The organism is Streptomyces sp. NPDC000229 (assembly GCF_040300825.1).
Classification (GTDB): Bacteria; Actinomycetota; Actinomycetes; order Streptomycetales; family Streptomycetaceae; genus Streptomyces.
Genome location: NZ_JBEPEL010000004.1, coordinates 79,303 through 93,186 on the forward strand (window position 1 = coordinate 79,303; position 13,884 = coordinate 93,186).

General features: G+C 70.8%; 8 protein-coding genes and 1 pseudogene. 7 read left to right on the forward strand and 2 right to left on the reverse strand.

Features of this window, described 5'->3' with window-relative positions; all coding sequences use genetic code 11:
- Positions 1-36 precede the first annotated feature (36 nt).
- Positions 37-981 (reverse strand): EamA family transporter, encoded by a 945-nt coding sequence (locus tag ABT360_RS03945; RefSeq protein ID WP_351810232.1) that lies wholly within the window; start codon positions 979-981, stop codon positions 37-39.
- Positions 982-1,064: 83 nt separating this feature from the next.
- Between ABT360_RS03945 and ABT360_RS03950 the strand changes: the two genes are divergently transcribed.
- The 6 genes and pseudogenes from ABT360_RS03950 (at position 1,065) to ABT360_RS03975 (ending at position 11,029) form a co-directional block, all read left to right on the forward strand.
- Positions 1,065-2,099: a LysR family transcriptional regulator gene (locus tag ABT360_RS03950; protein WP_351810235.1), complete on the forward strand. Its 1,035-nt coding sequence runs from the start codon at positions 1,065-1,067 to the stop codon at positions 2,097-2,099.
- 28 nt (positions 2,100-2,127) lie between these two features.
- Entirely contained in the window at positions 2,128-2,448 is a 321-nt protein-coding gene (locus ABT360_RS03955) for a cupin domain-containing protein (protein ID WP_351810238.1), read from the forward strand.
- 216 nt (positions 2,449-2,664) lie between these two features.
- A complete protein-coding gene (locus ABT360_RS03960) occupies positions 2,665-4,863 on the forward strand; it encodes a discoidin domain-containing protein (protein ID WP_351810241.1) in 2,199 nt (732 codons plus the stop codon).
- A 259-nt stretch (positions 4,864-5,122) separates the two neighbouring features.
- Positions 5,123-7,297: a discoidin domain-containing protein gene (locus tag ABT360_RS03965; RefSeq protein ID WP_351810244.1), complete on the forward strand. Its 2,175-nt coding sequence runs from the start codon at positions 5,123-5,125 to the stop codon at positions 7,295-7,297.
- An 88-nt stretch (positions 7,298-7,385) separates the two neighbouring features.
- A pseudogene (locus ABT360_RS03970) lies at positions 7,386-8,462 on the forward strand (DUF1996 domain-containing protein).
- Between the two features lie 119 nt (positions 8,463-8,581).
- On the forward strand, positions 8,582-11,029 hold the full coding sequence (locus ABT360_RS03975; RefSeq protein ID WP_351810247.1) for a beta-glucosidase H: 2,448 nt from the start codon (positions 8,582-8,584) through the stop codon (positions 11,027-11,029).
- A gap of 6 nt (positions 11,030-11,035) precedes the next feature.
- Here ABT360_RS03975 and ABT360_RS03980 read toward each other — a convergent pair whose 3' ends face one another.
- A complete protein-coding gene (locus ABT360_RS03980; RefSeq protein ID WP_351810249.1) occupies positions 11,036-12,358 on the reverse strand; it encodes an ROK family protein in 1,323 nt (440 codons plus the stop codon).
- 195 nt (positions 12,359-12,553) lie between these two features.
- Between ABT360_RS03980 and ABT360_RS03985 the strand changes: the two genes are divergently transcribed.
- A complete protein-coding gene (locus ABT360_RS03985) occupies positions 12,554-13,870 on the forward strand; it encodes an ABC transporter substrate-binding protein (RefSeq protein ID WP_351810251.1) in 1,317 nt (438 codons plus the stop codon).
- The last annotated feature ends 14 nt before the right edge of the window (positions 13,871-13,884 follow it).

A 13,884-nucleotide genomic window follows, 5' to 3' on the forward strand; every position in this document is an offset into this window, starting at 1 on the left:
CGGTGCGTCCTGTACGGCGACGGGGACACGGGCCGTTCACGACGCTGTTGGAGCGGGTTCCGCATCGGGCGTGTCGTGCTGAGGGCCGGCGGTCGCCGGCGTGGGGCGGGCGCCGGCGCGGGTGGCTCCGATTCCGGCGATCACGACGAAGGCGACGCCTGCCGCGGGGGCGAGGCCGGGTATCTGGCCGAGGACCAGCAGGCCGGCGAAGAGCGCGACGGCCGGTTCCAGGCTCATCAGGGTGCCGAAGGCGGAGGTGGTCAGGCGGCGCAGGGCAAGGAATTCCAGGATGAAGGGCAGTACGGCGCTCAGGGCGGCGAGCCCCAGCATGGCTCCGAGCAGGGTCCATGTGACGTGCTGGAGGTCGGAGGGGGCTGCGACGAGGAGGCCGATGAGACCGGCGACGGGCATGGAGATCGCCAGTCCGCTGAGGCCGGTCACCGAGTCGCCCACGTGCTGGGTCAACAGGATGTAGGCGGCCCAGCAGGCCGCGGCGGCCAGGGCGAAGCCCGCGCCGGCCGGGTCGATGCCGCCGTGCCAGGGTTCGGTGAGTGCCAGGACGCCGAGGGCGGCCATGGCCGTCCAGCGTTTACGACCGCGGCCCGGCCCGTAGAGGGACACGGCGAGTGGCCCGAGGAACTCCAGCGCACTGGCGGTGCCGAGTGGCAGCCGGGTCACGGCGAGCATGAAGAACAGCATCATGCCCGCGCTGACCGCGCCCAGGACGGCGCACGCCAGAAGGTCCCGGCCCGTGTGGTCCCTGAGGCGGGGCCGGACGAGGGCCAGCAGGAGCACCCCTGCCCATGCCAGCCGCAAGCCTGTCGTGCCCAGCGCGCCGAGCCGGTCGAGCAGGGGCACCGAGAGCGCCAGCCCGAGCTGGATCGTGGACATGGAGCAGACGGCCATGAGGGCTCCGGTGGCGGAGCCGGGCAGGCCGGGCCGACCGGCGCGGAGACGTGGGCGGAGATCGAGGGGCGTCATGGCCTCAGTACAGGACACCCGCATCGTTCACGTCCACGTGTTGATCCTTAACGTTCCGTTCGGGAATCCTGGACAATGGGGGAATGGAGACACGGCGACTACGGATGCTGGTGGAACTGTCCCGGCTGGGGTCCATGCGCGCGGTGGCCGACGTGCTGGGCACGACCACCTCGACGGTCTCGCAGCAGGTCGCCGCCCTGGCGGACGAGATGGGCACCGCACTGACCGAGCCCCACGGACGCCGGGTCCGGCTGACCCCCGCGGGCCGCAGGCTCGCGGAGCACGGGGTGACGATCCTCGCCGCCGTCGAGGCGGCGCGCCATGATCTCGCCCCGGAGAGCGAGCCCAACGGCACGCTGCGCGTCGCGGGCTTCGCCACCGCCATCCGCACCCACCTGCTGCCCGTCATCACCACCCTGTCCGGCAGCCACCCCCGCCTCCATGTCCTGATCCGCGAGCACGAACCCGCCGAGGCGCTCCAGCTCCTGGCCGAGGACAGGGCGGACCTGGCTTTGACGTACGACTACAACCTGGCGCCCGCGACCGCGGACCCCGCGGTGCGCGCCACGGCCCTGTGGACCGCGCGCTGGGGCCTGGGCGTCCCGATGGAGGCCGAGGTCCGGGAGGGGACGACCCTGGAGGTCTTCGCCCAGTGCGCCCGGTACGACTGGATCGTCAACTCCCGCAACACCGCGGACGAGACCGTCATCCGCACCCTTGCCTCCATGGCGGGATTCACCCCGCGCATCACCCATCAGGCCGACAGTCTCGACCTCGTGCAGGGCATGATCACCGCAGGGCTGGGCGTCGGCCTGCTTCCTCTCGGGACCGTTACGTTCCCGGCCGTGCGGCTCGTCCCGCTCACCGCCCCCGACGTCCAATTGCGCGCCTACGCCGTCGCCCGGCACGGCCGCCTGGACTGGCCTCCCCTCGCCCTGGTCACCCAACTCCTCCTCCAGCGGTCCGCGACCGGGCAGCACGCCGGCCGGCACGCCGACCCGGCCACCGCCGCCCCCGCCGGTCGCCGTGATCATCCGGACCAGCCTGTCCACCAGGCGGCCGTCAGGCACTCCCCGGCGCCCCACGAGTCGGCAGGTCCCTTCGCTCCTGACCAGTGACACGGCACACCAACAGGAAGGAATCGTGATGACGACCAGGGCCAGGGCCACGGTGCAGCACGACGACGCATGCGTACGCGTCACACGCTGGGACTTCGAGCCCGGAACCAGCACGGGCCCGCACGTGCACGAACACGACTACGTCGTGGTGCCGCTCACCGACGGTTCGATCAAGATCCTCACACCCGGCGGAACCGAAACCGCAGCAGAACTGAGGGCGGGCGAGTCCTACGTACGGCCCGCCGGCGCCGAGCACGAGGTCGTCAACGCCGGTGACTCGCCGCTGGCCTTCGTGGAAATCGAGCTCAAGGCACCCGCTTCGCACGTATCGGCACCTGCCGCACCCTGAGAGCGACACCCCCGCGGCACGACGGCGCTTCCGGAGGCCGGGGAAGCGACGGCCGTCGTCGATCCCGGCGATGAGCCGAGTTGTCGAGGCCGTCAACTGCTGCTTAATGAAAGCCAAAAGATAAGTAGTGTCAGAGCCCTTGACCGTCCGTGTCGTTACGGGCAAGGTTCCGGAGAGCGCTCTCCCGTGTCGTTCTCGTTACCAAGGAGCCCCCACATGCCCACAGTTGGCATACCGTCCGTGGCGCCACCGGCACCACGCAGATCCGCCCGCCGAGGTGTCGTCGGCGTGGTGGTCACCGCTCTCGCCGCCGCTCTGCTCGCCTTCGCTCCCGCCCAGGAGGCCGAGGCCGCGCCCGTGTTGCTGTCCCAGGGCAAGCCCGTCACGGCGTCGAGCCAGGAGAACTCCGGCACTCCGGCGAGCGCGGCGGTTGACGGTGACACCGGCACGCGGTGGTCGAGCGCCTTCTCCGACCCGCAGTGGATCCGTGTCGACCTCGGTGCGACGGCCACGATCAGCCAGGTCGAGCTGCGCTGGGAGGCCGCGTACGCCAAGGCGTACCGCGTCGAGACGTCCCAGAACGGAACGGACTGGACGACGGCCTACTCCACCACCTCCGGCACCGGCGGCACCGAGACGCTGAACGTCTCCGGGACGGCCCGCTACGTCCGGATGCTCGGCACCGCCCGCGCCACCGGATACGGCTATTCGCTCTGGGAGTTCAAGGTGTACGGCTCCACGGGCGGCGACGGCGGCCCGACCCTGCCGGGCGGCGGGGACCTGGGCCCGAACGTGCACGTCTTCGACCCGTCCACGCCCGGTATCCAGGCCAAGCTGGACGAGGTGTTCAAGCAGCAGGAGTCGGCGCAGTTCGGCAGTGGCCGGCACGCCTTCTTCTTCAAGCCGGGCACGTACAACGGCCTCAACGCCCAGATCGGTTTCTACACCCAGATCGCGGGCCTCGGGCTGCGGCCCGACGACACGACCATCAACGGTGACGTGACGGTCGACGCGGGCTGGTTCAACGGCAACGCCACGCAGAACTTCTGGCGGGCCGCGGAGAACCTGGCGCTGAACCCGGTGAGCGGGACCAACCGCTGGGCGGTCTCCCAGGCGGCGTCGTTCCGTCGTATGCACGTCAAGGGCGGCCTCAACCTCGCGCCGAACGGTTACGGCTGGGCCAGCGGTGGCTACATCGCCGACACCAAGGTCGACGGGCAGATCGGCAACTACTCGCAGCAGCAGTGGTACACCCGTGACAGCGCGATCGGCGGCTGGTCCAACTCCGTGTGGAACCAGGTCTTCTCCGGCGTCGAGGGCGCCCCCGCGACCAGCTTCCCCGAGCCCCGCTACACCACCTTGAACACCACCCCGATCTCCCGTGAGAAGCCGTTCCTCTACCTGGACGGCAACGAGTACAAGGTCTTCGCGCCCGCCAAGCGCACCGACGCGCGCGGCACGACCTGGGCGAGTGGCACTCCGCAGGGTGAGTCGATTCCGCTGAGCCGGTTCTACGTGGTCAAGCCGGGAACGACCGCCGCCACCATGAACGCCGCCCTGGAGCAGGGCCTGCACCTGCTGTTCACCCCGGGCGTTTACCACGTCGACCGGACCATCAACGTCAACCGGGCGAACACCATCGTGCTGGGCCTCGGCCTCGCCACGATCATTCCCGACAACGGGGTGACGGCGATGAAGGTCGCCGACGTGGACGGCGTCAAGCTCGCCGGCTTCCTGATCGACGCCGGACCGGTCAACTCCCCGACCCTGCTGGAGATCGGCCCGCAGGGCGCCGCCGCCGACCACGCCGCCAACCCCACCACGGTGCAGGACGTCTACATCCGGATCGGTGGCGCCGGCGCGGGCAAGGCCACCACCAGCATGGTGGTCAACAGCGACGACGTGATCATCGACCACACCTGGGTCTGGCGCGCCGACCACGGTGAGGGTGTGGGCTGGGAGACCAACCGGGCCGACTACGGCGTGCGGGTCAACGGTGACGACGTGTTGGCCACCGGCCTGTTCGTCGAGCACTTCAACAAGTACGACGTCGAGTGGTACGGCGAGCGGGGCCGCACGATCTTCTACCAGAACGAGAAGGCGTACGACGCGCCCAACCAGGCCGCCATCCAGAACGGCACCACGAAGGGGTATGCCGCCTACCGGGTGGACGACTCGGTGGACACCCACGAGGCATGGGGCCTGGGCAGCTACTGCAACTACAACGTCGACCCGAGCATCCGCCAGGACCACGGCTTCAAGACCCCGGTCAAGCCAGGGGTGAAGTTCCACAGCCTGCTGGTGGTGTCCCTCGGTGGTATGGGCCACTACAACCACGTCATCAACGAGACCGGAGCGTCCACCGTCCCCGCCGGCACCTCGACCGTGCCGTCCACCGTCGTGTCCTTCCCCTGACACCCGGTCCGCCGGCCGCCGGACGATCCGGCGCGGACCGGCAGCGATTCCCCTCCGGTCCGGGTGACATCCCCGCGACCCGGCCCGGAGGGGCCACCACCCGGTGCCTGAACCCGCACGGTTCACACCGCGCACCGCCTGAACCCGGTCGTGCCGTCCCGATCCGGGAGCGCTGTCGCGACCATGCGCCGCCGGGCGCCGGGGATCCCCTGGAGAGCACCCCCGCCCCGCCCGGCACTCCAACCCGCCAGGAGAAGATGTGTTCAGAGCCCCCTCACCACCTGCCCCGGCCCGCCGCCGCGTCGGCGTCCCGCTGCTGGCCCTCGGCGCGCTGCTGGCGTCGACGCTCACCCTCGTCGCCCCGCCCGCACAGGCGGCGGACACCCTGCTGTCGCAGGGCAAGCCCGCCACCGCCTCGTCCCAGGAGGGAGACGGATTCGCCGCGTCGGCCGCCTTCGACGGCAACCTCACCGGCACCCGCTGGGCCAGCCAGTGGAGCGACCCGCAGTGGGTGCAGGTCGACCTCGGGCAGCGGTCGAACCTGAGCCGTGCCGTCCTGACGTGGGAGGGCGCCTACGGCAGGAGCTATCAGATCCAGGCGTCCGACAACGGCACCGACTGGCGGACGCTGAAGACCGTGACCGGCGGTGACGGAGGCACCGACGACCTCGCCGTCTCCGGCTCCGGCCGCTACGTCCGGATGCTGGGGACCGAACGGTCCAGCGGCTACGGCTACTCCCTGTGGGAGTTCCAGGTCTACGGGAACACCGACGGAACCCCTCCGCCCGTCACGTCAGGAGCGGTGCGGGTCACCGGCTCTCAGGGGAACTGGCAGCTGACCGCTGGTGGTCAGCCGTATACGGTCAAGGGTCTGACCTGGGGCCCGTCCGCTGCGGACGCTCCGAAGTACATGCCCGATGTGAAGTCGATGGGCGTCAACACCATCCGCACCTGGGGTACGGACGGCTCCACCAAGCCCCTGCTCGACACGGCGGCTGCCCACGGCGTCCGCGTGATCAACGGTTTCTGGCTCCAGCCGGGCGGCGGCCCCGGCAGCGGCGGCTGCGTGAACTACGTGACCGACACGACGTACAAGAACACCATGCTGGCCGAGTTCGCCAAGTGGGTCGAGGCGTACAAGTCCCACCCCGGCACCCTGATGTGGAACGTCGGCAACGAATCCGTGCTCGGCCTCCAGAACTGCTACAGCGGCACCGAGCTGGAGACACAACGCAACGCCTACACCTCCTTCGTCAACGACGTCGCCAAGAAGATCCACTCGATCGACCCGGACCACCCGGTCACCTCGACCGACGCCTGGACCGGTGCCTGGCCCTACTACAAGCGCAACGCACCCGACCTCGACCTGTACTCGATGAACTCCTACGGCGACATCTGCAACGTGCAGGAGGACTGGGAGGCGGGCGGCTACACCAAGCCCTACATCATCACCGAGGGCGGGCCCGCCGGTGAGTGGGAGGTGCCGGACGACGCCAACGGGGTCCCCGACGAGCCCACCGACGTACAGAAGGCGGACGGCTACACCCAGGCGTGGAACTGCACCACCGGCCACCGGGGCGTCGCGCTCGGCGCCACCCTCTTCCACTACGGCCTCGAGCACGACTTCGGCGGCGTCTGGTTCAACCTGCTCCCCGACGGTCTGAAGAGGCTGTCGTACTACGCGGTGAAGAAGGCCTACACCGGGTCGACCAGCGGCGACAACACGCCTCCGGTCATCACGAACATGGCCGTCAGTCCCGCCGCCTCGGCCCCGGCGGGCGGTGAGTTCAGCGTGCGCGCCGACGTGCGCGATCCGGACGGCGACCCGGTCACGTACAAGATCTTCCTCAGCGGCAACTACGCGAGCGGCGACAAGCGGCTCGTCGAGGCCCGGTGGCGCTCCACCGGCAACGGCACCTTCGCCGTCACCGCGCCCGAGAAGCTGGGCGTCTGGAAGGTGTACATCCAGGCCGAGGACGGCCGCGGGAACGCCGGCATCGAGACCAAGTCGGTCAAGGTCGTCGCCCCGCCGGTCTCCGGGACCAACGTGGCGCTGAACAAGCCGACCACCGCCTCCTCCTTCCAGCAGTCATACGGTGACTGCCCCTGCGAGCCGGGCAAGGCGACGGACGGCAACCCGGCCACGCGCTGGGCCAGCGACTGGAGCGACCCGCAGTGGATCCGCGTCGACCTCGGCGCCCCCACCGCCATCCGCAGGCTCCAGCTGGTGTGGGACCCGGCCTACGCGAAGTCCTACGAGGTCCAGGTGTCCGACGACGGAAGCACCTGGCGCACGGTCCACACCACGACGACCGGCAACGGCGACATCGACACCATCGACGCCGCGGCGACCGCGCGGCACGTCCGTCTCCACCTGACGGCGCGCGGCACGGGCTGGGGCTACTCGCTCCACGAGTTCGGCGTCTACAGCTGACGCACCACGCCATGCCCCCGGCAGGGGGCAGCGCTCAGCCCCCTGCCGGGTCACCATCCCCCCCCACCCCAAGGGCTGGAGGCCCTCCATGAGATGGCGTTCGAAACGACTCCCCGCGCTCCTGCTCGGCAGCGCCCTCGTCGCAACGGTCCTCGGTATCGGCACGGTCGCCACCGCGGCCGATCCGGGAAGTCCCGCCCCGGCCGGCAGCCACGCCGGGCACACGACGGCCGTGTCGACCCTGGCGTCCGGCGACGACCCCGACGGTGACGGCTACATACCGGCCGTCCCCCAGGTCACCGGCGTCACACCGTCCACGCACACTCCGCCGCCGCGGTACCACAAGGAGTTCCAGGCCAACTGCTCCGTCACGCACACCGCGCCGGACGACCCGATCGTGTACCCGGGGCAGCCGGGCACGTCCCATGACCACACCTTCATGGGCAACACGACGACGAACGCCGCCAGCACGACCGCGAGCCTCTACGGAGGCAGGACGACCTGCCTGGCGCCCGCCGACGCGTCCGCGTACTGGATGCCGTCCCTGTACAACGGGGACAAGAAGATCCTCCCGGTGGGCCCGCAGGTCATCTACTACAAGGCCGGTGTCACCGACTACACCAGCGTGCGGCCGTTCCCCAAGGGGCTGCGGTTCGTCGTGGGTGACCCGATGCAGAGCGCCGACGACTTCCGCCGCCACCGCGGCTTCGTCGAGGGCTGGGAATGCGGTGACAGCTTCTTCAACGTCGACATCCCGGCGAGCTGTCCGAGCCGGCCCGACGTACAGCTGAACCTCCGGATGTAGGCCCCCAGTTGCTGGGACGGGAAGTACCTCGACACCCCCGACCACAAGAGCCACATGGCCTACCCGGTCGTCAAGCCCGGCACCAACGACAACATGTGCCCGGCCTCCCACCCGGTGGCCGTGCCGATGATCGAGTTCAAAATGGCCTTCCCGGTCAACGGCGACATGAGCCAGGTCCGGCTGGCCAGCGGACGCGGCTACTCCTTCCACTACGACTTCTTCAACGCGTGGGAGGAGCGCACCCTCAAGGCGCTGGTCGACGGCTGCATCGTGGGCGGCTTCCAGTGCGACGCGCGCGGCTACGACCTGTACCACCCGCAGCGGGCCGCGGTCCTGAACGCGGACTACCGACTGCCCTGACCGACCGGATTCACCGGGGCCCGGCCGTTCCCGCTCGCGCGAGGGCGGCCGGGCCTCTGCCCTGCCCGGTGACCGCCGGGCAGGGGCATGACGGAGCAGCCGCGAAAAGAGGGGCGGGAATGAAGGACGACAGGACGCTCGACCGGCTCGTGGGCAAGCTGACCCTTGAGCAGAAGGTGCGTCTGCTCACCGGCGCGACGACGTGGCGCACGGCCGGGCAGGCCGACATCGGGCTGCGGGAGATGGTGATGTCGGACGGACCGGCCGGTGTCCGTGGTGAGGCGTGGGACGAGCGGTGCCCCTCCGCCCTGCTCCCCTCCGCCTCGGCCCTGGGAGCTCTGTGGGACGAGGCACTGGTGGAGGAACTCGGTGGACTGCTGGCCGCGGAGGCCGTCCGCAAGGGTGTCGACGTGGTGCTGGCCCCGACGCTCAACCTCCACCGGACCCCGCTGGGGGGCCGGCACTTCGAGTGCTTCTCGGAGGACCCGGAACTGGCGGGCCGCACCGGGGCCGCGCTGATCCGGGGCATCCAGGCCCACGGCGTGGCGGCCACGGCCAAGCACTACGTCGCCAACGACTCCGAGACCGACCGGCTCACCGTCGACGTACGGGCGTCCGAACGCACCCTGCGGGAGGTCTACCTCGCGCCGTTCGAGGCGGCCGTCGAGGCGGGAGTGTGGCTCGTCATGGCGGGTTACAACGCCGTCAACGGCGCCACGATGACGGCCAGTCCACTCCTGGGCGAGCCCCTCAAGGGGGAGTGGGGGTTCGACGGCGTCGTCGTGTCCGACTGGGCCGCGCTGCGGTCGACCGAGGAACCGGCTCGCGCCGCACTCGACCTGGCGATGCCGGGCCCGCAGAGCCCCTGGGGCGCTTCACTGGTCCGGGCGGTGAAGGACGGCCTGGTACCGGAGGAAGCCGTCGACGACAAGGTGAGGCGACTGCTCCGGCTCGCCGACCGGGTGGGCGCCTTCGCGCCGCACCACCGGCACCGCATGCCGGTGCGGGGCTCGCACGGGACCCGTGCCCTTCTGCGTCGGGCGGCCGCGGCCGGAACCGTCCTGCTGAGCAACAGCGGGGTGCTTCCCCTCGATCCGGCGAAGCTCGCCACCGTCGCCGTCATCGGTGCGCATGCCGCGGCACCGCGTACACAGGGCGGTGGCAGCGCGGGTGTGTTCCCCAACGACGTGGTCACCCCACTCGCCGGCATCCGCGCCCGGCTGCGCGGACGGGTCCGAGTGGTGCACGCGCCCGGCCCGTCCCTGGGGGCCCCTCCCGCCCCGCTCGACACCGACCGGTGCGCCAACCCGAGGTCGGGTGCTCCCGGTGTGCTGCTGCGCGTGCTGGACGACGACGGGCGGGAGTTGTACGCGGAGCACCGCTTCTCGGGCCGCCAGCTCGAGCCGGACCTGCCCCCGGACGCCCGCACGGTGGAGATCAGCGCGCGCCTGCGGCCGCAGCGGGCGGGGGAGTGGTCGTTCGGTGTCGGGGGCTTCGGCCGGATGACGCTCACCGTCGACGGACGCACGGTCCTGGACGGCACGTTCCCCTGTGAGACGGACGACCCGGCGGTCGTCCATGTCAATCCGCCCGTGCACACGGCCCGGGTGGTGCTGGCCTCGAAGCGGCCGGTGCACGTGGTGGCGCGGCGCGAGCTGGTCCCCGGCTGCGGACGCGCCACCATCGTCAGCGCGGCGCCGCCGGACTCCGACGCGGCGAGCGCGCTGGCGGCCGTCGTGGGGGCGGCCCGGGACGCCGACGTCGCGATCGTGGTCGTCGGTACCACCGAGCACGACGAGACCGAGGGGTACGACCGGGCCGGCCTGTCCCTGGGCGGGCACCAGGACGCTCTCGTACGAGCGGTGGCCGCCGTCAACCCGCGCACGGTCGTGGTCGTCAACAGCGGCGGCCCGGTCGAGATGCCGTGGAGGGAGGAGGTGGGCGCGCTGCTGCTCGCCTGGTTCCCGGGGCAGGAGGCCGGTGCGGGGGTCGCCGACGTCCTGTTCGGCCTCGCGGAACCGGGCGGCCGGCTCCCCACGACCTGGGGCGCGTCCCTCATGGACGCACCCGTGACGCGCACGCGGCCGGTCGGGGGCCGGCTCGACTACACGGACGGCCTCCACATCGGCCATCGGGCCTGGCTGCGGGCCGGCCGTGCGCCGGCCTTCTGGTTCGGCCACGGACTCGGATACACCACCTGGGAGTACGAGACCGTCGACACGCCGACGAAGGTCGCGGCAGGTGATGCCCTCAGCGTTCGGGTACGGCTCCGCAACACGGGCGCCCGCGCCGGACGGGAGGTCGTTCAGGTCTACGTGGCCCGGCCGGGGTCGGCCGTGGAGCGGCCCGTGCGCTGGTTCGCCGGCTGGGCGGCGGTCCGGGCGGGGGCGGGCCGGGCGGTGACCGCCGAGGTGGAGGTGCCCGCCCGTGCCCTGCGTCACTGGTCGGAGGAGGAGCGGGCCTGGTCCACGGAGCCGGGGCCGTACCGGCTCATGGTGGGAAGGTCGGCGGGGGACCTGCGGTGGGAAGGGACGGTGACGGTCGAGCGGCGGGAGGTCACCGGCTGAGGCTCCTCACTGCGCCGCCCGCTCCCGCAGAGCCGTCTGCCAGGCGGGGCTCTGCTCCTCGGGATCCGCCTCGGCGCGGTGGCCGCCGCGGGCGAAGAAGTCGGCCAGCGGCAGGATCGCGGCTCCGACCGTGACGGCGTCCGGTCCGAGGGTGCCCAGATCGATCTCCACGCGCGCGGCCGGGTACTTCAGCGAGTACGAGGTGGCGTGGGTCCGCACGGAGTCGAGGAAGCGCCGGCCGAGCTGGAGCCCCGCCCAGCCGCCGACGAGGATGCGTTCGGGCTGGAAGAGGTTGATCAGGTCGGAGAAACCGGCACCGAGGTACTCGGCGGTCTCCTCCAGCACGGCCAGAGCGGTCGCGTCGGCCGGTGCCGTCGTTCCGTCGGCGCCCGGGGCGGGGTAGGCGGCGTCGAGCATCGCGGTCAGCGCGGTCTCCTCGTCCGCGCCGACGGGGGGCCGCCCGCCCGCCTCGGACCAGCGTTCCAGGAGGGCTTCGGCTCCCGCGTACGCCTCCAGGCAGCCCTGGGCGCCGCAGCGGCAGTGGCGGCCGCGCACCCGTACGGTCAGGTGTCCCCACTCCACGGCCCTGCCGGAGCGCATGTCTTCCGTGACGAGGCAGGCCCCGACTCCGGAACCGAAGAGGACGACCACGGCGCTCTGCGCACCGCGCCCGGCGCCGAACCACATCTCCGCCTGGCCGAGCGTCTTGGCGCCGTTGTCGATGTAGTACGGCACGGTCTCGGGCAGGAGCCGCGACTCGCGCAGGAGCCGTTCCAGCGGGACCGCGTCCCAGCCGATGGTCTGGCCGTGCACCACGGCGCCCTCCTCGGGCGTCCTGGCGACGATGCCCGGCACTCCGATGCCGACGCCCAGCAGCCGCTCCGCCGGGATACCGGCCTGGCGCAGCACCTCGGGGATGCCCTCGCGCAGATGGCCGACGACGACGCCGACGTCGTACCGGTCGATCCGGCGCGGGCCCTCGGTCTCCAGTGACTTCTCTACCCGTGCGAGTTCGGTGAGGGTCAGGTCGAAGAGCTCGATCCGCACGCGCGTCTCACCGATGTCCACGCCGATCATGTAGCCGCTGTCCGCGCGGATGCGCAGGAGGGTGCGGGGGCGGCCGCCGGCCGAGTCGACGCTGCCGGCCTCCTCGACCAGGCCCTCGGCGAGAAGCTCGGACACCACGTTGCTGACCGAGCCGGAACTCAGGCCCGTGACCGGGCCGAGCGAGAAGCGGCTCAAAGGCCCGTCGAAATACAACCGTTGCAGTACCGCGGTGCGGTTCTCCCGCCGCAGGTCACGCACAGTACGGCCGCTGCGCACCTTCACCCTGCCCCCTCATCTCCGTTGTCCTCCGAGCAACTTACAGGTGACCCAAGCCTTGACGCGACCTTCGCTTGAGGTTTAACTCACATCCTAAATTAAGCAGCGGGGGGCTTCAGGAGCCGAACGCGGGACGTTGCCCGCGTCGCACCCCTCCCCGCAGGCGAAGTCCGTCCACCTCCCCGGAAGGGCCCTGGAGTCATGCGCAGAATCAGAACCGCAGCCGTCGGCGCCGTCACCCTCTCGCTCGTTCTCACCGCGGCCGCCTGCGGCGGGGGTTCGTCCGGCTCCGAGGGCTCCAACGAACAGCCGAAAACGCTCACGTACTGGGCCTCGAACCAGGGCGCCAACATCGAGGTGGACAAGAAGGTCCTCCAGCCCGAACTCGACAAGTTCGAGAAGGAGACCGGCATCAAGGTGAAGCTGGAGGTCGTGCCCTGGTCCGACCTGCTCAACCGGATCCTCACCGCGACCACCTCCGGCCAGGGCCCCGACGTCCTCAACATCGGCAACACCTGGAGCGCCTCCCTGCAGTCCAGCGGCGCGCTGCTGCCCTGGGACGCGAAGAACTTCGAGGCGATCGGCGGCAAGGACCGCTTCGTGGAGTCCGCCCTCGGCTCCACCGGTGTCCAGGGCCAGGACCCGGCGGCCGTCCCGCTGTACTCCATGGCCTACGCGCTCTACTACAACAAGAAGCTGTTCGCCGAGGCCGGGATAGCGAAGCCGCCGGCCACCTGGGACGAGCTCGTCGCGGCCGGTAAGAAGCTCACCGCCAAGGGCAAGAACGGCCTCGGCGCCGAGGGATCCAACCTCTCCAACAACATCCACCAGGTGTTCGTCCTCGGCAAGCAGCACAACGCGGACTTCTTCACCCCCGACGGCAAGGCCGACTTCACCTCCGACGGCGCCGTCGCCGCCGTCAAGCAGTACGTCGACCTGATGGCCAAGGACAAGATCATCGCGCCGGGCAACGCCGAGTACGCCCAGAACCAGTCCCTGAGCGACTTCGCCAAGGACAAGACGGCCATGGTCCTGTGGCAGACCGCGTCGGCCACCTTCAAGACCCAGGGCATGAACGAGGACGAGTGGGGAGTGGCACCCGCCCCGGTCCAGTCCGGAAAGCCCGGCACGGGCGCCGCCACCAACTCCATGGTCGCCGGCATCAACATGGCCGTCTTCAAGAACACCAAGAACATCGACGGCGCCAAGAAGTTCGTCAAGTTCATGACCAGCGACGAAGAGCAGGTCATCCTCAACAAGGCATACGGCTCCATCCCGCCGGTCAAGACCGCCCAGCAGGACCCCGCCTTCAACACCCCGGCACTCGCCGTCCTGCGCGAGACCCTGGCGAGCAGCGCCACCGCACTGCCGCAGGTCCCCGAGGAGTCGCAGTTCGAGACCGTCGTCGGCACCGCCGTCAAGGAACTCTTCGCCGACGCCGCCGCCGGCCGGCCCGTGACCACCGAGTCGGTGCGGGCCAAGCTCGAAAAGGCCCAGCATCAGATGCCCAAGAAGTGAGCACGGACACCTCG